Origin of the sequence: Microbacterium proteolyticum (assembly GCF_029639405.1) — a bacterium.
Lineage (GTDB): Bacteria > Actinomycetota > Actinomycetes > Actinomycetales > Microbacteriaceae > Microbacterium.
In genome coordinates this window covers 3618010-3643150 of record NZ_CP121274.1, presented here as the reverse complement: position 1 = coordinate 3643150, position 25141 = coordinate 3618010, and the positions used below count along the sequence as shown (strand labels likewise).

Sequence of the window (25141 nt, the reverse complement as noted above, 5' to 3'; positions counted from 1 at the left end):
TCGTGCGGATCACCGAGGATGCGCGGCGCCGGGATCGGCAGCCACGGCCAGGATGACGCCGGATGGACCGGCGACGTCCCAGCCCACCAGGGTGGCGCCGTCGTCGATCGACGCGGTCCATTCCGCACCGGGCACGACCGAGTCGGCGAACCGCACGCGGAGCGGATCGACGGCCAGCCCGCGGCCGTCGACCTTGAGGACGGCCTCCACTCGCGCCCACGACCGGGCGTCTCCGCCCGGCAGGACGTGGTCGAATCCCGATGCTGAGGCGGGGACGGCATCCAGCCCGACGCGCCGCCATCCGGGCGCCGTGACCACGACCGCCCATCCCTCCGCGTACGAGACCGACACGGTGGCATCCGTCCCCCCGACGTGCACGCGACCGTGGTCGCCGCCGCAACGCGGACACCGCGACGCGAACGTCGCCCCGGGGAGGAGTTCCCCGAGCAGCGCGCGCGAGACCGTGCGGCGCTCGACGCCCGCGGGAACACGGCGCCACGTGACGGACATCTCCGCGGGGAGCGTCACACCTGCGGCTCGTGCGTCTCGATCGCGACGATGCCCGACCCGGGGTGGGCGACCGGGATGTGCGCCACCGAGAAGGCGGCCGGCTCGAGGGCCGACGAGCTGCCGAGGTAGGAACCGCGCATCGTGCCGGTCGCGAGGGCGAGCTCGTGCATGATGTCGGGCAGCACCGGGCCGTGGCTGGCGAGAACCACGGGCTTGCGGGCGCGGACGCGTTCCCCGACGACGCTGCGGGCGTCGCTGCGTCCCTCCTCCCACGCGTCCTGGCTGATCGCCTCCGACATCTGCACGCGCTGCGCGAGAGCGGCGGACAACGGCACGACGGTGCGGACGCAGCGCTCGGCCGGGCTCGAGACGATCCGTCGCACGCCGAACGCGAGCAGCGGACCGACGATCGCGTTCGCCTGACGCCGGCCGCGCGGACTCAGCGGGCGCGCGGCATCCTCTTGGTTCCACTCCTCGCGGGTGCGGGCCTTGGCGTGGCGCAACGCGATGATCGGGAACGTCGGGAGGGCGTGCTCGTCCACCAGGCGAACGAATTCGTCGAGGATCTCGATGTCGACCGGGTAGCTGAGGTGCTTGCGCGCCTTCTTCAGCCCCACCCACTCGATCGCGGCGATCTCCTTGTTCGGCACGAACGTCGAGGTGCGCACCGCCGCGTCGGTTGCCTCCGCCGCCCAGTAGTGGACGATCTTCGTCCGCGAACTCGGCATCCGGTACCGCGAGACGCCCACGGGCACGCCGAGCGAGACCCGGATGCCGGTCTCTTCCCGGATCTCGCGCACGGCGGTCTCGGCCAGCGTCTCGCCGGGGTCGACCTTGCCCTTGGGGAGCGTCACGTCGCGGTACTTGGTGCGATGGATGAGGAGGACGCGGTACTTGCCCTCGACCATGCGCCAGACCACACCGCCCGCGGCGTAGACGGCGGTTTCGGTCACCGGACCGCCCGCGACCGGCGCTTGCGCTGGACCCGCGCCATCGTGTGCTCCTGCAGGTCGATCAGCGGCGCGCCGTCGGCATCGACGCTGTGGCGCGTCCACTCGCCCTCGGGACCGAGGTGCCATGAGCTCGTGCCGTCGTCCATCGCGAGGTCGAACAGGTCGGACAGCTCCTGCACCTGCTTGGGGTCGACGACGCGGACCAGCGCCTCCACGCGGCGGTCGAGGTTGCGGTGCATCATGTCGGCACTGCCGATGAACACCTGCGGGTCGCCGTCGTTCACGAACGTGAAGATGCGCGAGTGCTCGAGGTAGCGGCCGAGGATCGACCGCACGCGGATGTTCTCGCTCATGCCCTCGACGCCGGGCTTGATCGAGCAGATGCCGCGCACCCACACCTCGACCGGCACGCCTGCCTGGCTCGCCCGGTACAGGGCGTCGATGATCTGTTCGTCGACCATCGAGTTGACCTTGATGCGGACGCCGGAGGGCTTCCCCTCGAGCGCGTTGGTGCGCTCGCGTTCGATGTGACGCAGCAGGCCCTTGCGCAGGTGCAGCGGTGCCACGAGAAGGCGCTTGAACTTCTTCTCGATCGCGTACCCGCTGAGCTCGTTGAACAGGCGGGTGAGGTCGCGACCGACCTGGTCGTCCACCGTGAACAGGCCGAAGTCTTCGTAGATGCGGCTCGTCTTGGGGTTGTAGTTGCCCGTGCCGACGTGGCTGTAGTGGCGCAGACGCCCCTCTTCCTCGCGGATGACGAGGGCGAGCTTGCAGTGGGTCTTCAGGCCCACGAGGCCGTAGACCACGTGGACGCCCGCCTTCTCGAGCTTGCGTGCCCACACGATGTTGTTGGCCTCGTCGAAGCGGGCCTTGACCTCGACCAGGGCGAGCACCTGCTTGCCCGCCTCGGCGGCGTCGATCAACGCCTGCACGATCGGGCTGTCGCCCGAGGTGCGGTACAGCGTCTGCTTGATCGCGAGGACGTGGGGGTCGCGCGCGGCCTGCTCGAGGAAGGCCTGCACACTCGTCGCGAACGACTCGTACGGGTGGTGCACGAGCACGTCGCCCTTGCGGATCGCGCCGAACAGGTCGGCCCGGCCGTTCTGCTCCGCCGGCTGGAAGGCCAGGGCCGTCTTCGGCACGTGCGGCGGGTAGTGCAGGTCGGGGCGGTCGATGCGCGAGAGGTCGAACAGCCCGCGCAGGTCGAGGGCGCCCGGCAGCCGGTACACCTCCTGCTCGGTGATGTCGAGCTCGCTGAGGAGCAGGTCGCGCGTCAGGTCGTCCATGTCCTCGGTGATCTCGAGGCGGATGGGCGGCCCGAACCGGCGGCGCAGGAGTTCGGCCTCGAGCGCCTGGATCAGGTTCTCGGTCTCGTCCTCCTCGATCGTCATGTCCTCGTTGCGGGTGAGGCGGAACGCGTGGTGGTCGAGCACCTCCATGCCCGGGAACAGGTCGCCGAGGTGGTTGGAGATGAGCTCTTCAAGGGGGAGGTAGCGCACGCCGGGGCCGTCGCCCGGCACCTCGACGAAGCGGGGGAGCATCGGCGGCACCTTCAGGCGTGCGAACTCCTGTCGACCCGTACGCGCGTTGCGGATGCGGATCGCGAGGTTCAGCGAGAGCCCGGAGATGTACGGGAAGGGGTGCGCCGGGTCGACGGCCAGGGGCATCAGGACCGGGAAGACGTTGCGCTGGAAGTACTCGGTGAGCCGCGCCGCGGAGTCCTCGTCGAGCGAGTTCCACGACACGACCTCGATGCCGGCGTCGGCCAGTGCGGGGCGTACCTGATCCGTCCATGCGGCGGCGTGCCGGAGCTGCAGGCGGTGGGCCTCGGCCGAGATGTCGGCGAGCACGTCCAGCGGGGCGCGACCGACGTTGGTCGGCACGGCGAGACCCGTGACGATGCGCCGCTTCAGGCCGGCGACGCGCACCATGAAGAACTCGTCGAGGTTGCTGGCGAAGATCGCGAGGAAGTTGGCGCGTTCGAGGACGGGGACCGTCGGGTCCTCGGCGAGCTCGAGCACGCGCTGGTTGAACGCCAGCCAGCTGATCTCGCGGTCGAGGTACCGGCTGTCGGGCAGCTGCTCGTCGGCAGCCTCTACCGCCTCGTCGAAGTCGTCGTCGTCCGCATCGCCCAAGCCCGCGTCGAGTACGTCGTGTTCGATCATTCCCACATCATTGCAGGGGTCGATGACGTGCGCGTGAACGGTTGCGCTGCAGGCTCAGGCGGACGGCGCCGGGACGGGCGGCTGGTCGTCCTCGTAGACGTTGAAGCGGTAGCCGACGTTGCGCACCGTGCCGATGAGCTGCTCGAGGTCGCCGAGCTTGGCGCGGAGCCGTCGCACGTGCACGTCGACCGTTCGCGTGCCGCCGAAGTAGTCGTAGCCCCATACCTCGCTGAGCAGCTGTTCCCGCGTGAAGACGCGGGAGGGGTGTGTGGCGAAGAAGTGCAGGAGCTGGAACTCCTTGTACGTCAGGTCGAGGGGCTTCCCGTGGACCTTCGCCGAGTAGGACGACTCGTCGATCGTGATCCCCGAGGTCGAGATGCGCGACGAGACCTGCTCGGCGCTGCGACGCCCCATCGCGAGGCGGATGCGGGCGTCGATCTCGGCCGGCCCGGCGCCGACGAGGACGACGTCGTCGACTCCCCAGTCCGTCGAGACGGCGGTGAGACCGCCCTCGGTGACCACGAGCACGAGCGGCGCTTCCATGCCGGTCGTGGTCAGGATCTTGCACAGCGACTTCGCGCCGACCAGATCGATGCGGGCGTCGACGAAGACGACGTCGGCACTGGGCGCGTTGACCAGCTGAGCGGGTTCGGCGGGAATCTGCCGGACGCGGTGGCTCAGGAGTTCGAGGGCAGGCAGAACCGCGCCACCGCCGGGGGCGGAGCTGAGAACGAGCAGCTGAGCCAAACGGACCTCCCCGTGCGGGCCTGCCGCACCCGCCCATCTTAGGGTGAGGCGCGCAGTCCTGCCGTCACCCCCTCGCCGGGCGCCCCGCGACGCGTCCCGAGCCGCCTGCGCGCGCGAACGGGGCGGTGTGCGACATGATGGGGACATGTCGACTCCCGACCTCGCGCCGCGCCGCACCCTGGGCGGCGTCGTCGCGGTCTGGGTGCTGGCTCTCGTGGCGGGCGTGGCGATCGGGGTCTTCGTCCCCGCGGAGTGGCGTGCGCAGTGGATCACCGTCGCGCTCGGAGGCTGCGTCATCGCGGCGTTCGCCGTGCAGCTCTGGTACGGCCGGTCGCAGGCGTTCATCCAGCGGGTCGCCGCGAGCGTCCTGGGCGCCCTGATCGTGCTCGGTCTCGTCACGGCCGGGTTCGGACTGGCATCCATCGTTCCCCGGTAGAGTTGGGCCATGGACCTCCTCGCGCTCGAACTCTTCTTCGTGGGACTTCTCGGCCTCGCCTCGCTCGCGATCGCCTTCGTCTCCGGCACGGTCATCTGGAACCTCTACCGCGGCCAGCGCTGACGAGCGCCGTCGTGATCGAGATTCCGACCGACCTTCCCGCCGACCTCGTCCCGCTCTCGTGGCTGATCGGCGTCTGGGAGGGCACCGGCGTCATCGACTACGAGGCCGACGGCCGCACGTTCGCGGGCGAGTTCGCGCACCGCGTGAGCTTCAGCCATGACGGCGGCGACTTCCTGAACTACACCGGGCACGCCTGGCTTCTCGACGGTGAGCACCGTCGTCCGCTGGTGGCCGAGACCGGCTACTGGCGCGTCGCGCGCCCCGCGACCGACGCCGACGCGGGTCCCGCGCTCCTGCCGCCGACCGACACCGCCCCGCGCCGGACGGCCGACGACGTCGAGACGCTGCGCACCCCCGAGGGCGGCTTCCCGCTCGAGGTGAGCCTCGCGCACTCCGACGGCATCCTCGAGCTCTATCTGGGGCAGGTACGGGGTCCGCGCATCGATCTGGCCAGCGATGCGGTCGTCCGCACCGCCGGAGCCAAGACTTACACCTCCGCCACGCGTCTGTACGGACTCGTCGACGACCACCTGCTCTGGGCGTGGGACGTCTCGGCCTTCGGGCGCGAGCTCGCCTCGCACGCGTCGGCCCGTCTGGCGCGGGCCGAGTGATGGCCGAGCTGTCCGAGGTCCCCGGTGCCGTCGTCGACGACGGCGGTCTGCGCCACGTCGGCTCGCCCCTCGCGGAGCAGCGCCGTCTCGCCTCCGGTGCCGCCCTGGCTCCGCTGGGCGACCGCCGTGTGCTCTCGGTGTCCGGCCCCGACCGGCTGAGCTGGCTCGATTCGCTCTCGTCCCAGGCGCTCACCCACCTGCCCGCGGGCGTGTCGACCGAGATGCTCATCCTCGACCCGAACGGGCGCGTCGAGCACGCCGCCGCGGTGATCGACGACGGCGAGACCGCATGGCTCCTCGTGGATGCCGTCGACGCCGAACCGCTCGCGACCTGGCTCTCCCGCATGCGGTTCCGCCTGCGCGTCGAGGTGAAGGACCGCTCCGACGAGCTGTCGGTCGTCGGGGGCACCCGCGCCGCGGTCGCCGCGCTCGGCGCGGTCGCTCCCGCCGGCGTCCCGGTCGTGTGGGTCGACCCGTGGCCCGAGGTCTCTCCCGGCGGCTGGGCGTACGCGCGCGTCGAGGACCACCCCGGCGCCGACCGCGACTGGGCCGAGGCGGTGGTGGATGCCGCGGAGTTCGACCGCATCGTCACCGCGGCCGTGGCCGGCGAGGTGGCCCTGGCGGGGCGCGAGGCGGTGGAGGCGCTGCGCGTCGCCGCGTGGCGTCCGCGCGTCTCGGTCGACGCCGACGAGCGTCTGCTGCCGCACGAGATGGATTGGCTCCGCACCGCCGTGCACCTGTCGAAGGGGTGCTACCGCGGGCAGGAGACGGTGGCGAAGGTGCACAACCTCGGCCACCCGCCCCGTCGCGTGGTCGCGCTGCAGCTCGACGGGAGCGACAGCGTGCTGCCCGCGCGCGGAGACGTCGTGCGCGTCGGCGACGCCGCCATCGGTGCCGTGACCTCGGTCGCGGTGCACTTCGAGGAGGGGCCCATCGCCCTCGCCCTCGTCAAGCGCACGGCCCCGGCCGACGTCGCCTACGTCGTCGACACGGCGGACGGTCCGATCGCCGCGGCGGTCGAGACGGTCGTCCCCTCCGATGCGGGTGCGACCGCGGGGGTTCCCCGGCTGCCGCGCCTGGGGCGCCGCCGCGCCGCGGAATGACCGGCGAAGAGTCCTCGACGACGCTCGGCGTCGTCGTTCCGCGCTCGCGCGTGCGCACGACGCTGCGGCGCCGGTGGGGGCGCGTGCGCGAGTCGCTGCCGGCGATCGTGCAGATCGTGGTGGCCGCGACCGCGGCCTTCGCGTTCGCGCACTTCGTCCTCGGCCACCCCGTGCCGCTGCTCGCCGCGACCGTGACGGTGTCGAGCCTGGGGCTGGTCCGGGACGCCCGCCCGTGGCGGGTCGCCGAGACGGTCGCGGGCATGCTCGTCGGCATCCTCCTGGCCGAAGTCGTCCTGCTGGTCGCGGGAGCGGGATGGTGGCAGATCGCGCTCGCGATGTTCGTCACGCTCGTCGTGGCCCGATTCCTCTCGCCGCAGCCGGGGTTCGCGCTGGCCGCCGTCGTGCAGTCGCTCATCGCCCTCGTCCTGGTGACCGGAGCGCCCTTCGTCCGGCTCCTCGACGGCGCGATCGGGGGAGCCGCCGCTCTGCTGGTCACAGCGCTCATCCCGCGAACGCTCCGGCGCACCGAGCTCCGGGATGCCGACGAGCTCTTCGACGCCTTCGACGTCGCGACCGCGACGATCGTGCGCGCGCTGCGCCGGGGCGACCGCGCCCGGGCCGAGCGGGGACTCGAACGCGCGCGGGCGCTGCAGACCTACGTCGACGCCTGGAGCGGCTCCCTCGAATCGGGTCAGGAGGTCGCGCGCATCTCACCGTTCCTGCGCCGTCAGCGCACCGAGTTGGAGCGCCACGCGCGCGTCCGCGCCGCGATGGACCTCGCCACCCGCAATCTCCGGGTGGTCGCCCGGCGCGCCGCCTACCTCTGCGCCGACGGGCAGCCGCGGGCCGTCCCGGCCGATCTGCTGGCCGAGATCGAACGCGGAGCGGGTCTCGTGCGCGACGCCCTCGACGACGTCGCCGCCGAACCCGCGGCCCGCGCGACCCTCGCCGCTCTCGCCGTGCGGCTCGACCCGGCGCAGATCCTCCCCGACGGGAACATCGGCGAGCTCAACCTCGTCGCGGCCATGCGCCCGCTGACGGTCGATCTGCTCGTGGCGACCGGGATGCCGTTCGCCGAGGCGCAAACCCTGCTCCCGCGCGTCTGACTCAGGCCGGAGCGACGGCACTCCAGTCGACGCCGACCTCGCCGAGCCGCCAGCGCGACCTTCCGCGCACCGGCCACCCGTCCGCGGCCAGCGCCTCGATCGCGGTCCGCCACCGGTGCACGGGCCCGAACGGCGCGACGGCTGCGGCGCGGCTCCACTCGCGCTGCAGCGCGGCGACGTAGTCGTGTACGCGCTCACCCGGGACGTTCCGGTGGATCAGCGCCTTCGGCAGTCGCTCGGCGAGGATGGCCGGGTCGTCGAGCTCCGCGAGCCGCAGCGAGACGGTGAGCGACCGGGGCACGGCATCCGCGCCGACCTCCACCCAGGTCACGACGCGGCCGATCTCGTCGCACGTCCCCTCGACGAGGATGCCGCCGGGTGCGAGCCGCGCGCACATCCGTGCCCACGCGTCGGCGACGTCCGCCTCGTCGTACTGCCGCAGCACGTTCATCGCCCGGATGATCGCCGGCCGCCGCCCGCCCGGCGTCGGCACCTCGAAGCCGCCGAGGGCGAAGCTCACCCCGTCGATCCCTTCGGCCTGCGCCCGGGCCCGGGCGACGCGTTCCGGATCGATCTCGAGACCGAGGACCGTGGCATCCGGCCGCACCCGCGCCACCCGCGCGTGCAGCTCGAGCGGTGTCGCCGCGCTCGCCCCGAATCCGAGGTCGATGACGAAGGGGTCGTCCGCGCGCCGGAGCACCGGATGCCGCGCGATCCACCGGTCGACCCGTCGGAGGCGGTTGACCCCGGTCGTCCCGCGCGTGGGGCGGCCGACGGGGGAGGGAGTCACTCCGACATGATGCCAGGCGCGACCCGGAGGAGAGCCGTCGGCGTCGCTAGCATGGAGACATGCCTCACACGCTGATCCTCCTCCGCCACGGGCAGAGCGAGTGGAACAAGACCAACCAGTTCACCGGCTGGGTCGACGTCCGGCTGACCGATCAGGGGAAGGCCGAGGCCCAGCGCGGCGGCGAGCTCCTGAAGGAGTCGGGCGTGCTGCCCGACGTCCTGCACACCTCGGTGCTCAGCCGCGCGATCCAGACGGCCAACATCGCCCTCGACGCGGCCGACCGCCTCTGGATCCCCGTCAAGCGCTCGTGGCGCCTCAACGAGCGCCACTACGGTGCCCTGCAGGGCAAGGACAAGGCGCAGACGCTCGAGGAGTTCGGCAACGAGCAGTTCATGCTCTGGCGCCGCTCCTTCGACGTTCCGCCGCCGCCCCTCCCCGCGGACGACCAGTACAGCCAGGTCGGCGACCCCCGCTACGTCGGCATCGACGGCGAGGTGCCCGACACCGAGTCGCTGAAGATCGTCATCGACCGCATGCTGCCGTACTGGCACAGCGACATCGTCCCCGACCTGCAGGCGGGCAAGACGGTCCTCGTCACCGCGCACGGCAACTCGCTGCGCGGCCTCGTCAAGCACCTCGAGGGCATCAGCGACGCCGACATCGCCGAGCTGAACATCCCCACCGGCATCCCGCTCGTCTACCAGCTCGACGACGACCTGAAGCCGCTCGGTCCGGGCGAGTACCTCGACCCCGAGGCCGCCGCGGCCGGTGCCGCCGCCGTCGCCGCGCAGGGCAACAAGAAGTAACCCGCCCCGCAACGAGAAGGGGGTGGATGCCACTGGCATCCACCCCCTTCGACGTTCGCGGGGTCAGACGACCGGGGTCGGGGTGACCTCGTCGGCGCCGGCCCAGTCGCCGGTAGCGAGGTAGACGACCTTCTTGGCCACCGAGACGGCGTGGTCGGCGAAGCGCTCGTGGTAGCGGCTGGCGAGGGTCGCGTCGACGGTGGCCGTGGCCTCGCCCTTCCACGAGTCGCCGAGGACCTTCTCGAAGACGCTGACGTGCAGCTCGTCGATGTCGTCGTCGACGTCGCGGATCTCCTCGGCGATCCGGAGGTCCTGCGTGCGGAGCAGCTCGGCGAGGCTCCGTGCGACCTGGACGTCGAGCTCGCCCATGCGGGTGAAGGTGCTCTTGAGCCCCTTAGGGATGGCGCGCTCGGGGAAGCGCGAGCGCGCGAGCTGCGCGATGTGCTCGGCCATGTCGCCCATGCGCTCGAGCGACGCGCTCACGCGCAGCGCCGTGACGACGATGCGCAGGTCGCGCGCGACCGGCTGCTGGCGGGCGAGGATCTCGATCGCGAGCTCGTCGAGGGCGACGGCCTTCTCATCGATGATGGCGTCGGCCTCGATGACCTCTTCGGCGAGGGAGACATCGCTCGACCCGAACGCGCGGGTCGCGCGGTCGATGGCGACGGCAACCAGCTCGGCGATCTCGACCAGTCGGCCCTGGACGTCCTCGAGGGACTGGTGGAACACTTCGCGCATCGCGATACCTTCCTCGTCGGCGGCACGGCACACATACGTCCCGCGACCCTCCGGGATTCTTCCGAGCGAAGGTTAACGAGTGGTGCTGTGACAGTGAATAGTAACTGCTCGGCACGGTCGCCCCTGTCTGAACGTCCGGTGACGTCCGATGGGCGGCTCTACGCTGGAGCCATGGATCAGACGCAGCTCTCGCTGCTCGCGCTCCTCGTGGGAATCATCGTCGGGAGCTCCGTCGTGAGCCTCATCGTCGTCGCGCAGCGCGCCCGGGACCGGGCACTCGCCCAGGGGTCGTCGGAACTCCCCGAGGGCGTGGAGTCCATGCTCGGCGCCCTGGACGACCCCGCGGTGGTGTGCGACACGTCCGCCACCGTGCTCGCTCTGTCTCCCGCTGCCGAGGTCTTCGGACTGGATGCCGGCAGCGCCATCGCCGACGACGATCTGCGGCGCGTCGCCCGCACCGCGCGCGAGAACGGCGCCCCGGTCAGCGAGAAGCTGCGCCTGCGTCGCGGTGCCGCTCCCGCCGAGCCGCGCCTCGTCGCCGTGCGCGCCGCCCCCGTCTCGCCGCGCCTGGTCCTGCTGGTGCTGCGCGACATCACCGAGCGCGAGCGCGTGGAGGAGATGCGGCGTGACTTCGTCGCCAACACCAGCCACGAGCTGAAGACGCCGGTCGGTGCGGTGAGCCTCCTGGCCGAGGCGATCGAATCCGCCGCCGACGACCCCGCGCAGGTGCGGTACTTCTCCGGCCGCATGCAGGCCGAGATCCAGCGCCTCTCCGCCCTGACCAACCGCATCCTGAGCCTCTCCCGTCTGCAGGCCTCCGACGAGCTCCGCGACGTGCGCGACGTCTCGATCGACGAGGTCGTGACCGCGGCCATCGAGTCGCACACGATCCAGGCCGACTCGGCCCAGGTGACCGTCGTGCGCGGCGGCGTCAAGGGGCTGTGGGTACGGGGCGAACCGCAGATCCTCACCGAGGCCGTCGGCAATCTCATCGCCAACGCGATCGCCTACTCTCCCCAGGGCTCGAAGGTCGGGGTGGGGGTCAAGCTCGACGAGGACGTCGTGGAGATCGCCGTGACCGACCGGGGGATCGGCATCCCCGAGAGCGACCAGCACCGCGTCTTCGAGCGCTTCTACCGCGCCGACCAGGCCCGCTCCCGTCGGACCGGCGGCACGGGTCTCGGCCTGTCGATCGTCAAGCACGCCGTGCAGCGGCACGGCGGCGAGGTCCGACTCTGGTCGCGACCCGAGCGCGGCTCGACATTCACCATCCGCCTGCCCCGGACCGAGGCACCCGACCTCGATCTGGTTCGTCCGAAGGCGCGCCGCAAGGGCCGCAAGTCCGGCTCCGCCGCCCGCCCCGCACCCGTGAAGGGAGACACCGCATGACCCGTGTTCTGATCGTCGAGGACGAGCCCGATCTCGCCGACCCGCTCGCCTACCTGCTGCGACGGGAGGGGTACGAGGTCGAGATCGCCGAGGACGGCGCGCTCGCTCTCGCCGCCTTCCGCGAGCGGGGCGCCGACATCCTGCTGCTGGACCTCATGCTCCCCGGGATGCCGGGGACCGAGGTGTGCCGCCAGCTCCGGCTGACCTCGCACGTGCCGATCATCATGTTGACGGCCAAGGACTCCGAGGTCGACATCGTGGTGGGGCTCGAGCTCGGCGCCGACGACTACGTCACCAAGCCCTACTCCACACGCGAGCTCCTCGCCCGCATGCGGGCCGTCCTGCGCCGCCGCAACCCGGAGGAGTCGGACCTCGACGAACGCATCCTCAGCGGCGGACGCGTGACGCTCGACATCGACCGGCACACCGTCTCGGTCGACGGGGCCGAGATCAGCATGCCGTTGAAGGAGTTCGAACTTCTCGAGGTGCTCATGCGCAACGCCGGTCGCGTGCTGACCCGCGGCCAGCTCATCGACCGGGTCTGGGGCACCGACTACTTCGGCGACACCAAGACGCTCGACGTGCACATCAAGCGCATCCGCTCCCGCATCGAGCAGAGCCCCAGCGAGCCGTCCATGCTCGTGACGGTCCGCGGACTCGGCTACCGCTTCGAGGCCTGACAGCCGCGGGAACGACGAAGGCGCCGACGGATCACCGTCGGCGCCTTCGTCGTTGCGATCAGGACGACGGCGTCGGCGACGGGGTGGCCGAGGGCGTCGTGGCCGGGACGAGGATGCTCGTCGGCGTGGGGGTCGGCGCGAGGGTCCGGAGGTACTCCAGAGCGCCGTCGAGGACGGGCACGTCGATGAGCGCGCCCTGGCCGTCGCCGGACTGGAAGTAGACGGGGACGGTCGACCCGGCCGCACCCTCGAAACCGTCGAGGGCGAGGGGGGCGACGTCGTTGGCGAGATCGCCGAGGCTCACGGTGCTGCTCGCCGGGACCTGGACCGACGCACGGACGGTGCTGCCGCCCTCGCCGACCTCGACCCGCAGGGTCTGGGCCTCGGTGGTGCTGTTCACGATGGCCGCGACGAGGTTGCCACCGGAACCCTCTTCGTCGGTGACGATGAGGGCGTTGCGCACCTTCAGCGGACCGGACTCGGGGACATTGACCCCGTCGGAGGCGGAGTAGTCGATGGTGGTCGCCTGGGGGGCGATGAGATTGCATCCCGTCGTTCCGAGAACGACGGCGGCCCCCACGGCCAGGGACGCGAACAGGCGCGTTTTCACGGATCCTCCCGGAACGACAGACGGCATCCTGATCATCCTACGGGGTCGGCGACCGCGGCCCGCTCCCGTGGGCGCTCGCACGGAGGGGCTCACGCGCGGGAGAGGGGTCGTCGCGGGGTGGGGCGGAACCTTAGCGCATCGGGGCCTGTGGTATCCTGGATGTTGCCGAAAGGACATAACTCCATGCTTTTTGAGGTTGGCGAGACCGTCGTTTACCCGCACCATGGCGCGGCCACGATCATCGAGGTCAAGGAACGCGTCATCAAGGGCGAGACGAAGAAATACCTGAAGCTCAACGTCACGCAGGGCGACCTCGTCATCGAGGTCCCCGCCGACAACGTCGACCTGGTCGGCGTGCGCGACGTGATCGGCAAAGAGGGTCTCGACCGCGTCTTCGAGGTGCTGCGCGCACCCTTCACCGAGGAGCCGACCAACTGGTCGCGCCGCTACAAGGCGAACCTCGAGAAGCTCGCCTCGGGTGACGTCATCAAGGTGAGCGAGGTCGTCCGCGACCTGTGGCGCCGCGATCAGGACCGCGGCCTGTCCGCCGGTGAGAAGCGCATGCTGGCCAAGGCCCGCCAGATCCTGGTGTCCGAGCTCGCTCTGGCCGAGAAGACCGATGAGGACCGCGCGAGCGTCGTCCTCGACGAGGTCCTCGCGTCCTGACGCCGCACGGCTTCGCCGCACGGCCGCGCTAGCGTGGTCGGGTGATCCCCGCACCCGTCCCGCGTCTGGCCGTCATCGTCGTCGCCGCCGGCTCCGGCACCCGTTTGAACGGGGGCGCCCCGAAGGCGTTCGTCGGCCTCGACGAGCACACGATCCTTCGTCACTCTCTGAGCGGCGTCTTTGCCGCGCCGCGTGCGCAGGTGGTCGTCGTGGTCCCCTCGGGATTCGAGGGCGCCGCGCTGACCGACGCGCATGCGGTCGCGGGTGATCGCCGGGATCTCGTGTCGGTCGTCTCCGGCGGAGCGACGCGTCAGTCTTCGGTCGCGGCGGGGCTCGCCGCGCTCCGGGCCGACGTCGACACCGTGCTCGTGCACGACGCGGCGCGCGCCCTCACCCCGCCGGCGGTGTTCGAGCGGGTCGTCGCGGCACTTGACGCCGGGGCGGACGCCGTGATCCCCGCGGTGCCCGTCGTCGACACCATCAAACGCGTGGATGCCGAGGGCGCGATCGTCGCGGCCGTGGATCGGTCGGAGCTCGCCGCCGCGCAGACGCCGCAGGGCTTCCGCCGCGGCATCCTGGAGGAGGCTCTCCGCTCCGCCGACGCCGACCACACCGACGACGCGGCGCTGGTCGCCGCCGCGGGTCACCCCGTGATCACGGTGGCCGGAGACGCGGCGTCGTTCAAGATCACGACCGGCCCCGACCTCGACCGTGCGCGGGCCCTGCTCGCCGACGCCGCGCCGGCCCTCGCCCCGTCCGCTCCCGCCCCGACCGCTCCGGCGGCGGGTGCGCCGCGCGTCGGGATCGGCACCGACGTGCACGGCTACGGCGGTGACGGCACGCTGTGGCTCGCGGGTCTGGAATGGCCGGGAGAGCAGGCCCTTTCGGGTCACTCGGACGGCGACGCCGTGGCGCACGCGATCGTCGATGCTCTGCTGGCCGCCGCGGGCCTCGGCGACATCGGCACGCACTTCGGCGTCGATCGTCCGGAGTTCGCCGGAGCGCACGCCGAGGCTTTCCTCGCGCACACGCGGAATCTCCTCGCAGAGGCGGGCTGGCGCATCGGCAACGTGTCGGTCCAGGTGCAGGCCAACCGTCCGCGCTTCGCGGGGCGCCGCGCCGAGGCGGAGCGCGCGTTGTCCGCCGCACTCGGGGGCGCGCCCGTCTCGGTGAGCGCGACGACGACCGACGGCCTCGGATTCACGGGCCGCACCGAGGGCGTCGCCGCGTTCGCGACGGCGCTCGTGCTCCCGGTCTAGATCTCGCGAGTCATGAACGTCGACAGCGGGTCGGGCCGATACGACCCGAACGGCGCGCACTCCACGAATCCCTCGCTCGCGTAGAGGCCCCGAGCCGCCGCGAAGTCGTCGCCGCTCCCCGTCTCGAGCCACAGGCTCCGGATGCCGCGCTCCCGCGCCTCGGCCACGATGTGCCGCAGGATCGCGCGGCCGATCCCTTTCCCGAGGAAACGGTCCGTGACGCGCATGGACTTCAGCTCCCCGGCGTCGGCGCCGAACGGCGACAGCGCGCCGATGCCCGCGAGTTCCCCGTCCACCCGGGCGGACCACAGCAGGGCGCCCTTGTCGACGAGCGCGTCGGCGTCGAGGGCGTGGCAGCTCTCCGGCGGGGTGTTCTCGAGCATGCCCGACACGTGCGCGGTCACGAGCGCGCGGGTGTCGGCGACGGACACGTCATCGAGGCGGATCTCCAGCGGCATGCAGCGACCCTAGCGCGGCCGTGTTTCGGGCACGGGTCGCCTCCAGGGGCGGCCGGTAGGCTTGTGCGGTGACCGTTCGGCTGTATGACACGAAAGCGCAGGCTCTGCGCGACTTCGTCCCCGTCGACCCCGCGAACGTCACGATGTACGTGTGCGGTCCCACCGTGCAGTCGGGTCCGCACATCGGGCACGTCCGCGCCGCCCTCGCATTCGACCTGCTGCGCCGGTGGCTCGCGCACCGCTTCGGCCGTGTGACGTTCGTGCGCAACGTCACCGACATCGACGACAAGATCCTCGCGAACGCCACCGACGCCGAGCCGTGGTGGGCGCTGGCGTACCGCATGGAGCTGGAGTTCTCGCGGGCCTATGCCGCCGTCGGCATCCTGGCCCCGACGTACGAGCCGCGCGCGACCGCGTCGGTCACGCAGATGCAAGAGCTGATCGCCGAGCTCATCGAGCGCGGCCACGCGTATGCCGCCGCCGGCGACGTCTACTTCGACGTGCGGTCGTGGCCCGCCTACGGCGAGCTCACCCGCCAGAGCGTGGATGCCATGGAGTCGGCGACCGATGCCGACCCGCGCGGCAAGCGCGACCCCCGCGACTTCGCCCTGTGGAAGGGCGCGAAGGAGGGGGAGCCGGCGTCCGCGACCTGGACGTCGCCGTGGGGTGCCGGTCGCCCCGGCTGGCACATCGAGTGCTCCGCGATGTCGCGGCGCTACCTCGGCCCCGAGTTCGACATCCACGGCGGCGGACTCGACCTCCGCTTCCCGCACCACGAGAACGAGATCGCGCAGTCCACCGCCGCGGGCGACGCGTTCGCGCGCTACTGGGTGCACAACGGCCTGGTCACCGTCGACGGACAGAAGATGTCGAAGTCGCTCGGCAACTTCACGCTCGCCGCCGACGTGCTCGCCGAGCGCGACCCGCTCGTCGTGCGGTACGCGCTCGCCGGGGCGCACTACCGCTCGAGTCTCGACGTGTCGGACCGTGGATTCGACGAGGCGCGTGCCGCGCTCGACCGCATCGCGACGTTCCTGCAGCGGGTGCATCGCACCGCGGGGGAATCGGCCGCCGCGAACGGGCCCGCGGATCTGCCGGAAGCGTTCGCCGCGGCGATGGACGACGACCTCGGCGTCCCGCAGGCCCTCGCGGTCGTGCACGAAACCGTGCGCGCCGGGAACATCGCCGTCGATGAGGGAGACCTCGACGGCGCGGCCCGCGCCGGCCGCGCGGTGTCCGCCATGCTGTCGGTGCTGGGGCTGGATGCCGCGGAGCCCGCCCCCGCGGGCGGAACCGACACCGCACTCGACGCGCTCGTGCGCGAGATGATCGCGCAGCGCGCCCGCGCGCGCGCCGACAAGGACTGGGCCGCTGCTGATCGCATCCGTGATGCCATCGCCGCCGCCGGAATCACGCTGGAGGACACTCCGGCCGGAACCAATTGGAGTATCGATGCCTAAGCCTGGACGTCCGGGAGCCCGTAACCCCGGCAAGAAGAAGGGCCCGCTCAAGGGCACCGGCGGACACTCGCGCAAGGCGCTCGAGGGCAAGGGCCCCACGCCCAAGGCCGAGGACCGCGCCTGGCACGTCGCCGGGAAGCGCAAGGCCGCCCAGGAGCGCTACGCCGCCGCCGGCGGCAAGGGCAAGCCCGGCGTGCGCCCGGTGGGCTCGTCGCAGGGTCGCCCCCGCGCCAAGCAGAGCGACGACACCGAAACGGTCACCGGGCGCAACTCGGTGCTCGAAGCACTGCGCGCGAAGATCCCCGCCACCGCGTTCTACATCGCGCAGCGCGTGGAGATGGACGACCGCGTGAAGGAGATGCTGTCGATCGCGACGAACCGCGGCATCCCGGTGCTCGAGGTGACCCGCCCCGAGCTCGACCGCATGGCCGGTTTCGACGGCGTGCACCAGGGCGTGGCGCTGAAGGTGCCGCCGTACGAGTACGCCCACCCGCAGGACCTGCTCGAGAAGATCATCGACCGCGGTGAGCTCCCGCTCCTGGTCGCCCTCGACGGCGTGACCGACCCGCGCAACCTCGGTGCCATCATCCGCTCGACCGCGGCGTTCGGCGGTCAGGGCCTCGTCCTGCCGCAGCGCCGCTCGGCGAGCGTGAACTCCGCGGCGTGGAAGACGAGCGCCGGCGCGGCCGCGCGCGTGCCGGTCGCGCTCGCAGCGAACCTCACCGCGACGCTGAAGGAGTTCAAGAAGCAGGGCGTCTTCATCCTCGGTCTCGCCGGCGACGGCGACGTCGCTCTGCCCGACCTCCAGCTCGCCGACCGCCCCGTCGTGATCGTCGTCGGATCCGAGGGCAAGGGCCTGTCGCGCCTGGTGACCGAGACGTGCGATCAGGTGGTGTCGATCCCGATCTCGGCGGCGACCGAGTCGCTCAACGCCGGTATTGCGGCATCCGTCGCCCTGTACCAGGTGTCCACGCTGCGTAACGCCGACTGACCCCTCAGCCGCGCTGCAGGAGCTGCAGCGCGGTCAGGGCGGGCTCGATCTCTCCGCGCTCGACGGCGTGGCCCACCTCGACGATCGCGTCGTTGACGGGGGTGGGGATGCCGAGTCTCCGGCCGGCGGCGACGACGGCGCCGTTGATGTCGTCGACCTCGCTGTGGCGGCCCTTCCGCCAGTCCTGGAGCACGGTGGTCGTCGCGCCCGGCACGGTGAAGCGCGTGTAGAGCGCGTCGAGCATGGTCTCGACGACGTCGGGCGAACTCGCGATCGACTCAGGCGTCAGCCCGAAGATCGGGAGGACGCGGTGGTCGCCGGCGACGCGGAGCGCTTCGCGTCCGGCCTCGAGCATGAGATCGCGCATCCCGGGCACCTCGATCGCGTCGACCATGGGAAGGCCCAGTGCCGCCGTGGGCACGAGCACCGAGGCGTTGCTGACGAGCTTCATCCACTTGGCGGAGGCGATGTCGTCCACGCGGGCGACCTCTCCCGAGTGCGACAGGACATCGGCCACGTCGTGCCCGCGCGGCGCCGTGGCATCCACCGCGAACCAGGACCGCTCGGGGTCGACGTGGCGGTGCACGACGCCGGGGTCGGTCATGGTGGAGGAGATCTCGATCACGGTGCCGACCGTCCGGTGCGCGCCGACGACGTCGGCCACGGCATCGGTCGTCATGCCGTTCTGGACCGCGGCGATCGCGCCGTCGGCGGCGAGGTGGGGCTCGATGAGCGCGGCGGCCCACCGGGCGTCGTAGGCCTTCGTCACCAGCAGGACCAGATCGAACGGTTCGCGCAGGGTCGCGACCTCGCAGAGGTGGAGCGTGCGCGGATGCACGTGGTGGGTCCTCGACGGCATCTCGATGCGCAGACCGTCGCGCCGCATGGCTTCGACGTGGGCGGGCCACTGCTCGATCAGTACGGGATCGAGGCCCGCGTCGATGAGGTCGGCACCGATCGAGGCCCCGTTGGCGCCGGCGCCCAGCACAGCGATGGACGGAGTGGACATGTCGCTCCCTCGTTGGAGTGTCAGCGAACGCGATGGAGGCGAGATCGCGTGTTCATGTATAAGGGCTGAACGAAAATCGCACTCTTGCCTCGACCCTGAGGAGAGTGTAAACCAGGAACGAACATTCTCGATGGGGAGAAGGCCATGACCGAAAGCACACCCGCCGCCGAGCAGTTCTCGGCTGACCGCCCGTTCGTCTTCCGCAACGCCACCGTCATCACCATGGATGAGCAGGGCGTTCTGGACGACGCCGACGTCCTCGTGATCGGCCGCGACATCGCCGCGGTCGGGCACCGTCTCGAGGTGCCGGAGGGCACGCTCGAGATCGACGCATCCGGGGGCATCGTGACCCCCGGCTTCATCGACACCCACCGCCACATGTGGCAGTCGGCGCTGCGAGGGTACGGCGGCGACTGGGCGCTCAGCCAGTACTTCGTCTTCTACTACCTGAACTGGGGCGAGGTGTTCCGTCCCGAGGACGTGTACGCCGGCAACCTCCTCAGCGCGCTCGAGTCCGTCGACACGGGCGTCACGACGACGTTGGACTGGTCGCACGGCCTCCGGACCCCCGAGTACGGGGAAGCGGCGCTGCAGGCGCTGCGCGAGATCCCGGGCCGCTTCGTGCTCGGGTACGGCAACTACCTCGGAGCCCCGTGGGAGTGGGCCAACGCCCCGGAGTTCCGCGACTTCGTGTCGAAGAACTTCTCCTCGCACGACGACATGCTGACGCTGCAGCTGGCGTTCGACGTGCCGGGCGCCTCCGACTTCCCCGAGCGCGGCGCGTTCGAGGCGGCGCGCGAGCTGGGTCTGCGCGTCACGACGCACGCGGGAGTCTGGGGCGCCACGACCGACACCGCCATCACCCAGATGTACGACGCCGGGTTCATGACGCCGGAGATCTGCTACGTCCACTCCGCGTCGCTCAACGAGCAGAGCTACCAGAAGATCGCGGCCACCGGCGGCACCGTCTCGGTCGCCACCGAGTCGGAGCAGAGCGCCGGCCAGGGCTATCCCTCGACGTGGGCGATCCGCAAGCACGGCATCCCGGCATCCCTGTCGATGGACACCAGCGTCTGGTGGAGCGCCGACTTCTTCTCGGCCATGCGCGCGACCCTCAGCGCCGACCGGTCACGCGACCACCTCGAGGCGCACGCGCGCGGCGAGACGATCGTCGCGAACCGCCTGCGCGCGGAGGACGTGCTGCGCATGGCCACCGTCGGCGGCGCCCGCTCGATCGGTCTGGAGGACCGCATCGGATCGCTGACCCCGGGAAAGCGCGCCGACATCGTGCTCATCAAGAACGATGAGTCCCCGGCGATGACCCCGATCCTGCACCCCTATGCCCACGTGGTCTACCAGGCCGGGACGGCCGACGTGCACACCGTCGTCGTCGACGGCAAGGTCGTGAAGTACCAGGGGAAGCGCATCGGCCTGCCGCTCGCGCCCGTCCGCGACAAGGTGGCGGCGTCGGTCGAGTACGTGCGGTCGAAGCTGGGGGAGCAGGCGTGGGCGGAGGGCATGCACCCCGAGATCCCCGTCGACGAGGAGATCGAGAACCCGTACCGCTACACCGACGGGGACGCGCACGTCGTCGCCCGCGCCAACGACTGAGAGGACCGCATGATCCTGCACGCCGCACTGTTCACCTGGAGACCCGAAGTCGGCCCCGAGGAGGTGGAGGCACTGACCGGGGCACTCGAAGAGATGGCCGGGGCGCTCCCCATGCTCAGCGGATACCGCTGCGGCGTGAACCTGCGACTGCGCCCGAGCCCCGCGGATTACGCCGTGGTGGCGCTCGTCGCGGACGAGCAGGCGCTCGCCGCGTACCTCGATTCGCCGGCGCACGCCGCGGTGTACGAGGCGCACCTCGCGCGGATGATCGAGTCGCGCCAGGCCGTGCAGCTCGAGGTCCCAGACGGGACCGCTCTGTGACGCACATGCGCGCCGCCGTCCTCTACAGCGCCGGCGACCTGCGGATCGAGGATCGCCCCGTTCCGGTGCCGGGCCCCGGCGAGGCGCTCGTGCGCGTGACCGGGTGCGGCGTGTGCGGATCGGATGCGACGGAGTACTCCCGCGGTCCGGTCCTCACGCACCTGCCGGTGGTGCTCGGCCACGAGTTCACCGGCACGGTCGAGGCGGTGGGCGCAGGCGTCGACCTGCCGCTGGGCGCTCAGGTCGTCTCCGGGGCGGGCATCTCGTGCGGCGAGTGCAAGCCGTGCCGCGCCGGGCGCACGAACCTGTGCCGCCGCTACCGGACGGCGGGGCTGCAGATCGACGGCGGGCTCGCGGAGTTCGTCCGCGTGCCCGCCGCGACCCTGCTCGACGTCACGGCGTGGGGCCTGGCATCCGACACTCTCGCCCTCGCGCAGCCAATGGCCATCGCCGTGCACGCGGTATCCCGCAGCGGTCTGTCGGCGGGGCAGGATGCCGTCGTCCTCGGGATCGGGGGGATCGGCGCGTTCATCACATACGCCGCCGCGGCCGTCGGCGCACGCGTGCTCGCCGTCGACCGGTCGGAGGCGCGTCTCACCCTCGCCCGCGATCTCGGCGCCGAGCGCACGCTGCTCGCGGGGGAGCAGTCCGTCGCGGACGGCCTCACCGCCGCCGGCCGTGAGGCCGACGTGCTGTTCGAGGTGAGCGGATCGCGCGCCGGGTGGGACGAGGTCGTCGCCGCGGCACTGCCGGGCGCGGTGCTCGTGCCCGTCGGCATCCAGCGCGAGGACGTCCCGATTCCCCTGGGGGCATGGACGCTGCGCGAGTACACGATCGTCGGGACCGTCGCCCACGCGATCGGCGTCGACCTGCCCCGTGCGGTGGAGCTGCTGGCCGGCCGTCCCGACTGGACCGACGTCGCCGACGAAGTGCTGCCCCTGGACGAGGTCGCCGACGGGGCGCTGGAGCCGCTCACCCGGGGCGGCTCCCGTCAGATCAAGACGGTGATCGACCCCACGGCCTCGCGGCGTCGAGTGGCGCGGCACGGTGTCGCGCCCGCGAGGGTGTGACACCGACCGCCGAACAGCGCGGTCAGCGGTCGAGGTCGTCCATCGCCCGGAGGACGTCGACCGCTGACCCGATCGTTTCGCGCGGGGCGCTGAACTGCTGCCCGGCCGACGGCATGGCCTGGTTCTGCTCGCGGCGCCCGACCACGAACCAGATGCCGCGCGCGATCGCGTTGCTCTGATTGACGTAGAGGTGCGGACGCACGGAGTCGAAGTGCAGACTGTCGCCCGCGCGGAGCGTGAAGGTGTCGAACTCGAGGCGGAGTGTCAGTTCGCCCTCGAGGAGGTAGGCGTACTCGACCCCCGCGTGGCGCATCATCTTGCCCTCGATGGAGCTGGACGCCCCCGGCTGGTATGTGACCAGCAGCGAGTCGGCCGGGCCGACGCCCGCGGCCAGGCGCTCCCACCGCACGCCGTTCTCCATGTCGAGGACGGCGTTGTCGGCGGCGCGCTGCACCGTGAGATCCGCGGGAAGGGGCTCGGGCGCGGGAGCGGCGGTACCGGCCGGCGGCGTGGGGGAGACGCCGAGCAGCTCATCGATCGAGATGCCGAGGTGCGTGACCATCGCGTAGAGGGTCGAGACCGAGGGCTGCGTCTTGCCCGTCTCGACCTGCGAGATCAGGCTCGCCGAGACGCCCAGCGAGCTGGCGACGCTGCGCAGGCTCATGCCGCGCTGCAGCCGCGCGTCGCGCAGCCTGCTGCCGATGTCGTCGGTCATGTCCGCGCCTCCTCGTCCGACGGAGGTGAACCCGATCACCGGGACCCCGCCCTTCGCGAGAACACGCTACCGGCCGATTCGCGCACATCCTGTGCGCCGCGCCTGAACACGGCCGAGCCTCACCCGCGTCCGGGGACGTCCAACAGGACGTCGAGGTTGGCGGCGGAACGCGGCATCCGTCCGGCTTCGATCTCTTTCGCGAGCCGGACGGTGTGCGCGTTGTAGGGCGCCTCCTGGCCCGCCGCGGCCAGCACCGACACGACGAGACCGTTGACCTCGTCGTACTCGGCGTGGCGGCCCTTCATCCAGTCCTGCAGCACGGTGGTGTTCGTGTCGGGGAGCGAGAAGCTGTCGAGCACCGCGCCCAGCAGGTCGGCGGCGTAGCGGTCGGGGTCGGTCACGGCGTCGTCGGAGAGACCGAAGATGGGGACGAGGCGGCTGCCGTCGGCGAGGGCGGCGCGCGCGGCCTCCTTGCCGCACTCGATCATGAAGTCGTGCACACCCGGCAGCGCGACGGCGGAGGCCAGGGGCAGGTCGAGGATCGCGGACGGGACGAGCTCGCCCGCGTTGGCGACGAGCTTCATCCACTTCGACGAACGGATGTCGGGGGAGACGTCCACCCGCCCCGTGTGCGAGAGCACCGCCTGCACCTCGTGCTCGCGCCCCCGCGCCGCGTCGTCGTACGCACCGACCGCGAACCACGAGCCGGAGACCGGCGTCTGGCGGTTCACGATGCCCGGCTCGAACATGTTGGATGCCACCTCGATCACCGCGCCCATGGTGCGGTGCGCCCCCACGGCGGCGGCGATGGCATCCTGGGTCATCCCGTTCTGCACGCCCACGACCAAGCCGTCCTCGGCGACGTGCGGGGCGATGAGCTCCGCGACCCAGCGCGTGTCGTAGGCCTTCACGACGATGAACACGATGTCGAACGGCTCGCGCAGCGTCGCGACCTCGCACAGATGCAGCGGGTGGACGGGGGTCACGTGCGTCTCGTCGGGGAGCCGTACCTCGATGCCGCGGGCGCGCATGGCCTCGACGTGGGCGGGCCACTGCTCGATGTAGGTGACGTCGAGACCGGCGCGCAGCAGGTCCGCGCCGATGCTGGCTCCCTGGGCACCGGTGCCGAGCACGGCGATCCGGGGGCTCGTTCGTGACATGGGTCCTCCTCGACACCGGCTGAACGTTCGCTCAGGCTTTACAAATCTGGGTGCGACTGTACATTCGTGTGTAGTTCAGCACAACGTCGGGTCGACGCAGACCCGATCGGATCGCGAGGGAGCGACCATGCGCACACTCATCCGCAACGTGGCGGCGGCCACCGTCGACCCGGAACTCGGCGACCTCGCCCGCACCGACATCCTCATCGAGGACGGCGTCATCCGCGAGATCCGTCCGGACATCGCCGTCGACGACGGGTCCTTCGACGGCGAGATCGTCGACGGGCGCGACAAGATCGCCATCCCCGGGATGGTCGACACCCACCGCCACACCTGGCAGACGGCGCTGCGCGGCATCCTCGCCGACGGGAACATCCCCGACTACCTTCGCGGCATCCGGCTGCACATGGCTCCGCTGTACCGCGCCGAGGATATGTACGCCGGCAACTACGTCGGAGCGCTGGACGCCCTCAACTCCGGCATCACCACGATCGTCGACTACTGCCACAACATCCTCGACCCCGACGGCGCGCACGCCGCCGTCACGGGGCTCAGGGACGCCGGCATCCGGGCCCTCTACGCCCACGGACTGACCCCCATCACCACGAACACGTGGAGTCAGTCCCGCGGCGGGTCGGCGAGGGGAGCCGACCCCGCGGCGCTGGCCACGCGGGCCGTGCTCGCCCGTCACATCCGCGAGCAGTACTTCTCCAGCGACGACCAGCTGCTGCGCTTCGGCATCGCCCCGCAGGAGCTCGCGATCGCCCCCGTGGCCGACGTGGCGGCGGAGTTCCGACTCGCCCGCGATCTCGGAGCGCGCATCACGTTCCACGCCAATCAGGTCATGGTGCGCCAGCTCTTCCAGGACGTCGAGGTGTTGCACGCCCACGGGCTGCTGGCCGACGACCTGCTCCTCGTGCACTGCACCTTCAACACCCCGCACGAGTGGGACCTGCTGGACGACAGCGGGGTGACGGTGTCGGTGTGCGCCGAGACGGAGATGCAGATGGGGATGGGGTACCCCGCCATCGCCGAGGCGACCGCCCACACGCCGGGTCCGAGTCTCGGCATCGACTGCGTGTCGGGCAACGGCGGAGACATGGTCTCGCACAGCAGGCTCGTGCTGCAGGCCTCGCGGTATCGGGCCGACGAACCCGAGTACGCCGCGATGCGGGCGCCGCAGACCATGTCGTGGACGACGAAGGACGCGCTGCGGTGGGCGACGCTGAACGGTGCGCGCGCGGCCGGCGTGGACCATCTCGTCGGGTCGCTCACCGTGGGCAAGCGCGCCGACATCGTGCTCGTGGACATGTCGGGGATCAGCCAGGTCGGCTGGAACCGCGCGGATCCGACGGGCGCGGTGGTGTCGCAGGCGCACGCCGGCTGCATCGACACGGTGTTCGTCGACGGGCGCGTCGTCAAGCGGCGGGGCGTGCTCACCCACGTCGAGGTGGATGCCGCGAGGGCGACGCTCGAGCGCTCCCACGAGTACCTGTACGACCGGACGGGCGGTGCGGGGGACTTCATCCCGCAGCCTCCGATCGACATCCCGTTGTACCGCGAGCGCGCGTGAGCTTTCAGTCGTGCTGGACGACCTGCACAGAGTGATAACTAATACTTGACACGTTCAGTCCTGCTTTCTAGCATCCAATCA

26 protein-coding genes are annotated in these 25141 nt (G+C 71.3%); 15 read left to right on the top strand and 11 right to left on the bottom strand.

The window, feature by feature from the left end:
- Positions 1-9: 9 nt before the first annotated feature.
- The 4 genes from P8R59_RS18260 to P8R59_RS18245 are packed head-to-tail and all read right to left on the bottom strand — an operon-like array spanning position 10 to position 4375.
- Positions 10-528, bottom strand: a complete 519-nt coding sequence (locus P8R59_RS18260; RefSeq protein WP_278102211.1) for a 4-phosphopantetheinyl transferase — start codon at positions 526-528, stop codon at positions 10-12.
- The gene (locus P8R59_RS18255; RefSeq protein ID WP_278102210.1) at positions 525-1463 is read right to left on the bottom strand and encodes an NUDIX hydrolase; all 939 of its coding nucleotides are present in this window, start codon (positions 1461-1463) and stop codon (positions 525-527) included. The genes P8R59_RS18260 and P8R59_RS18255 overlap by 4 nt, the downstream gene beginning before the upstream one ends.
- Positions 1460-3628, bottom strand: a complete 2169-nt coding sequence (locus tag P8R59_RS18250) for an RNA degradosome polyphosphate kinase (RefSeq protein WP_278102209.1) — start codon at positions 3626-3628, stop codon at positions 1460-1462. Before P8R59_RS18250 ends, P8R59_RS18255 begins: the two co-directional genes overlap by 4 nt.
- 54 nt (positions 3629-3682) lie before the next feature.
- On the bottom strand, positions 3683-4375 hold the full coding sequence (locus P8R59_RS18245) for a response regulator transcription factor (protein ID WP_076494173.1): 693 nt from the start codon (positions 4373-4375) through the stop codon (positions 3683-3685).
- A 145-nt stretch (positions 4376-4520) separates the two neighbouring features.
- On the opposite strand from P8R59_RS18245, the gene P8R59_RS18240 reads away from it, so the two are divergent.
- From P8R59_RS18240 to P8R59_RS18225, 4 genes are all read left to right on the top strand, one after another.
- Positions 4521-4811, top strand: coding sequence for a hypothetical protein (locus P8R59_RS18240; RefSeq protein WP_278102208.1), 291 nt, complete (start codon positions 4521-4523; stop codon positions 4809-4811).
- Positions 4812-4945: 134 nt separating this feature from the next.
- A complete protein-coding gene (locus P8R59_RS18235) occupies positions 4946-5545 on the top strand; it encodes an FABP family protein (protein WP_278102207.1) in 600 nt (199 codons plus the stop codon).
- Positions 5545-6648 carry a YgfZ/GcvT domain-containing protein gene (locus P8R59_RS18230; RefSeq protein ID WP_278102206.1) on the top strand — a complete coding sequence of 368 codons (1104 nt, stop codon included), beginning with the start codon at positions 5545-5547 and terminating at the stop codon, positions 6646-6648. Before P8R59_RS18235 ends, P8R59_RS18230 begins: the two co-directional genes overlap by 1 nt.
- A complete protein-coding gene (locus tag P8R59_RS18225) occupies positions 6645-7754 on the top strand; it encodes an FUSC family protein (RefSeq protein WP_278102205.1) in 1110 nt (369 codons plus the stop codon). The genes P8R59_RS18230 and P8R59_RS18225 overlap by 4 nt, the downstream gene beginning before the upstream one ends.
- A 1-nt stretch (position 7755) precedes the next feature.
- Here the strand turns inward: P8R59_RS18225 and P8R59_RS18220 are convergent, their stop codons facing one another.
- Positions 7756-8544: a class I SAM-dependent methyltransferase gene (locus P8R59_RS18220; RefSeq protein WP_278102204.1), complete on the bottom strand. Its 789-nt coding sequence runs from the start codon at positions 8542-8544 to the stop codon at positions 7756-7758.
- A 59-nt stretch (positions 8545-8603) separates the two neighbouring features.
- Here P8R59_RS18220 and P8R59_RS18215 point away from each other — a divergent pair, with 59 nt between their 5' ends.
- Positions 8604-9350 (top strand): phosphoglyceromutase, encoded by a 747-nt coding sequence (locus P8R59_RS18215; RefSeq protein WP_077052084.1) that lies wholly within the window; start codon positions 8604-8606, stop codon positions 9348-9350.
- A 63-nt stretch (positions 9351-9413) separates the two neighbouring features.
- On the opposite strand, the gene phoU is transcribed toward P8R59_RS18215, so the two are convergent.
- Positions 9414-10088, bottom strand: coding sequence for a phosphate signaling complex protein PhoU (gene phoU, locus P8R59_RS18210; protein WP_278102203.1), 675 nt, complete (start codon positions 10086-10088; stop codon positions 9414-9416).
- Positions 10089-10259: 171 nt separating this feature from the next.
- On the opposite strand from phoU, the gene P8R59_RS18205 reads away from it, so the two are divergent.
- Both P8R59_RS18205 and P8R59_RS18200 read left to right on the top strand, forming a co-directional pair.
- Complete coding sequence (locus P8R59_RS18205) at positions 10260-11477, top strand: sensor histidine kinase (RefSeq protein ID WP_077052082.1); 1218 nt, start codon at positions 10260-10262, stop codon at positions 11475-11477.
- On the top strand, positions 11474-12157 hold the full coding sequence (locus P8R59_RS18200; protein ID WP_077052081.1) for a response regulator transcription factor: 684 nt from the start codon (positions 11474-11476) through the stop codon (positions 12155-12157). The genes P8R59_RS18205 and P8R59_RS18200 overlap by 4 nt, the downstream gene beginning before the upstream one ends.
- A gap of 58 nt (positions 12158-12215) precedes the next feature.
- On the opposite strand, the gene P8R59_RS18195 is transcribed toward P8R59_RS18200, so the two are convergent.
- A complete protein-coding gene (locus P8R59_RS18195; protein ID WP_077052080.1) occupies positions 12216-12767 on the bottom strand; it encodes a DNA modification methylase in 552 nt (183 codons plus the stop codon).
- Between the two features lie 183 nt (positions 12768-12950).
- On the opposite strand from P8R59_RS18195, the gene P8R59_RS18190 reads away from it, so the two are divergent.
- Both P8R59_RS18190 and ispD read left to right on the top strand, forming a co-directional pair.
- The gene (locus P8R59_RS18190) at positions 12951-13433 is read left to right on the top strand and encodes a CarD family transcriptional regulator (protein WP_056229249.1); all 483 of its coding nucleotides are present in this window, start codon (positions 12951-12953) and stop codon (positions 13431-13433) included.
- 41 nt (positions 13434-13474) lie between these two features.
- Positions 13475-14692, top strand: a complete 1218-nt coding sequence (ispD, locus tag P8R59_RS18185; RefSeq protein WP_278102202.1) for a 2-C-methyl-D-erythritol 4-phosphate cytidylyltransferase — start codon at positions 13475-13477, stop codon at positions 14690-14692.
- On the opposite strand, the gene P8R59_RS18180 is transcribed toward ispD, so the two are convergent.
- Positions 14689-15150: a GNAT family N-acetyltransferase gene (locus tag P8R59_RS18180; RefSeq protein ID WP_077052078.1), complete on the bottom strand. Its 462-nt coding sequence runs from the start codon at positions 15148-15150 to the stop codon at positions 14689-14691. The two genes, ispD and P8R59_RS18180, sit on opposite strands and share 4 nt — an antisense overlap.
- A gap of 68 nt (positions 15151-15218) precedes the next feature.
- On the opposite strand from P8R59_RS18180, the gene cysS reads away from it, so the two are divergent.
- Together cysS and rlmB are read left to right on the top strand one after the other, a co-directional pair.
- Complete coding sequence (cysS, locus tag P8R59_RS18175) at positions 15219-16610, top strand: cysteine--tRNA ligase (protein ID WP_278102201.1); 1392 nt, start codon at positions 15219-15221, stop codon at positions 16608-16610.
- Positions 16603-17601 (top strand): 23S rRNA (guanosine(2251)-2'-O)-methyltransferase RlmB, encoded by a 999-nt coding sequence (gene rlmB / locus P8R59_RS18170; RefSeq protein WP_278102200.1) that lies wholly within the window; start codon positions 16603-16605, stop codon positions 17599-17601. The genes cysS and rlmB overlap by 8 nt, the downstream gene beginning before the upstream one ends.
- 4 nt (positions 17602-17605) lie before the next feature.
- On the opposite strand, the gene P8R59_RS18165 is transcribed toward rlmB, so the two are convergent.
- Positions 17606-18610: a ketopantoate reductase family protein gene (locus P8R59_RS18165; protein ID WP_278102199.1), complete on the bottom strand. Its 1005-nt coding sequence runs from the start codon at positions 18608-18610 to the stop codon at positions 17606-17608.
- A gap of 144 nt (positions 18611-18754) precedes the next feature.
- Here P8R59_RS18165 and P8R59_RS18160 point away from each other — a divergent pair, with 144 nt between their 5' ends.
- Genes P8R59_RS18160 through P8R59_RS18150 form a run of 3 tightly spaced genes read left to right on the top strand, consistent with a single transcriptional unit; the run spans position 18755 to position 21612 of the window.
- On the top strand, positions 18755-20221 hold the full coding sequence (locus P8R59_RS18160) for an amidohydrolase family protein (RefSeq protein WP_278102198.1): 1467 nt from the start codon (positions 18755-18757) through the stop codon (positions 20219-20221).
- Between the two features lie 9 nt (positions 20222-20230).
- A complete protein-coding gene (locus tag P8R59_RS18155) occupies positions 20231-20542 on the top strand; it encodes a Dabb family protein (protein ID WP_278102197.1) in 312 nt (103 codons plus the stop codon).
- Positions 20543-20547: 5 nt separating this feature from the next.
- Positions 20548-21612, top strand: a complete 1065-nt coding sequence (locus tag P8R59_RS18150; RefSeq protein WP_278103859.1) for a zinc-dependent alcohol dehydrogenase — start codon at positions 20548-20550, stop codon at positions 21610-21612.
- 22 nt (positions 21613-21634) lie between these two features.
- Here the strand turns inward: P8R59_RS18150 and P8R59_RS18145 are convergent, their stop codons facing one another.
- Both P8R59_RS18145 and P8R59_RS18140 read right to left on the bottom strand, forming a co-directional pair.
- Positions 21635-22327 (bottom strand): helix-turn-helix domain-containing protein, encoded by a 693-nt coding sequence (locus P8R59_RS18145; RefSeq protein WP_278102196.1) that lies wholly within the window; start codon positions 22325-22327, stop codon positions 21635-21637.
- A 119-nt stretch (positions 22328-22446) separates the two neighbouring features.
- Entirely contained in the window at positions 22447-23487 is a 1041-nt protein-coding gene (locus P8R59_RS18140) for a ketopantoate reductase family protein (RefSeq protein ID WP_077052071.1), read from the bottom strand.
- A gap of 127 nt (positions 23488-23614) precedes the next feature.
- On the opposite strand from P8R59_RS18140, the gene P8R59_RS18135 reads away from it, so the two are divergent.
- A complete protein-coding gene (locus P8R59_RS18135) occupies positions 23615-25060 on the top strand; it encodes an amidohydrolase family protein (RefSeq protein WP_278102195.1) in 1446 nt (481 codons plus the stop codon).
- Positions 25061-25141: the final 81 nt, after the last annotated feature.

What these genes read in the sequence shown, in the direction of transcription:
- P8R59_RS18250 (WP_278102209.1), bottom strand. Translation starts at nt 3,628, where the DNA reads ATGATCGAACACGACGTACTCGACGCGGGCTTGGGCGATGCGGACGAC.
- P8R59_RS18240 (WP_278102208.1), top strand. Translation starts at nt 4,521, where the DNA reads ATGTCGACTCCCGACCTCGCGCCGCGCCGCACCCTGGGCGGCGTCGTC.
- P8R59_RS18230 (WP_278102206.1), top strand. Translation starts at nt 5,545, where the DNA reads ATGGCCGAGCTGTCCGAGGTCCCCGGTGCCGTCGTCGACGACGGCGGT.
- P8R59_RS18225 (WP_278102205.1), top strand. Translation starts at nt 6,645, where the DNA reads ATGACCGGCGAAGAGTCCTCGACGACGCTCGGCGTCGTCGTTCCGCGC.
- P8R59_RS18215 (WP_077052084.1), top strand. Translation starts at nt 8,604, where the DNA reads ATGCCTCACACGCTGATCCTCCTCCGCCACGGGCAGAGCGAGTGGAAC.
- phoU (WP_278102203.1), bottom strand. Translation starts at nt 10,088, where the DNA reads ATGCGCGAAGTGTTCCACCAGTCCCTCGAGGACGTCCAGGGCCGACTG.
- P8R59_RS18205 (WP_077052082.1), top strand. Translation starts at nt 10,260, where the DNA reads ATGGATCAGACGCAGCTCTCGCTGCTCGCGCTCCTCGTGGGAATCATC.
- P8R59_RS18200 (WP_077052081.1), top strand. Translation starts at nt 11,474, where the DNA reads ATGACCCGTGTTCTGATCGTCGAGGACGAGCCCGATCTCGCCGACCCG.
- P8R59_RS18190 (WP_056229249.1), top strand. Translation starts at nt 12,951, where the DNA reads ATGCTTTTTGAGGTTGGCGAGACCGTCGTTTACCCGCACCATGGCGCG.
- P8R59_RS18180 (WP_077052078.1), bottom strand. Translation starts at nt 15,150, where the DNA reads ATGCCGCTGGAGATCCGCCTCGATGACGTGTCCGTCGCCGACACCCGC.
- rlmB (WP_278102200.1), top strand. Translation starts at nt 16,603, where the DNA reads ATGCCTAAGCCTGGACGTCCGGGAGCCCGTAACCCCGGCAAGAAGAAG.
- P8R59_RS18165 (WP_278102199.1), bottom strand. Translation starts at nt 18,610, where the DNA reads ATGTCCACTCCGTCCATCGCTGTGCTGGGCGCCGGCGCCAACGGGGCC.
- P8R59_RS18160 (WP_278102198.1), top strand. Translation starts at nt 18,755, where the DNA reads ATGACCGAAAGCACACCCGCCGCCGAGCAGTTCTCGGCTGACCGCCCG.
- P8R59_RS18155 (WP_278102197.1), top strand. Translation starts at nt 20,231, where the DNA reads ATGATCCTGCACGCCGCACTGTTCACCTGGAGACCCGAAGTCGGCCCC.
- P8R59_RS18150 (WP_278103859.1), top strand. Translation starts at nt 20,548, where the DNA reads ATGCGCGCCGCCGTCCTCTACAGCGCCGGCGACCTGCGGATCGAGGAT.
- P8R59_RS18145 (WP_278102196.1), bottom strand. Translation starts at nt 22,327, where the DNA reads ATGACCGACGACATCGGCAGCAGGCTGCGCGACGCGCGGCTGCAGCGC.
- P8R59_RS18140 (WP_077052071.1), bottom strand. Translation starts at nt 23,487, where the DNA reads ATGTCACGAACGAGCCCCCGGATCGCCGTGCTCGGCACCGGTGCCCAG.
- P8R59_RS18135 (WP_278102195.1), top strand. Translation starts at nt 23,615, where the DNA reads ATGCGCACACTCATCCGCAACGTGGCGGCGGCCACCGTCGACCCGGAA.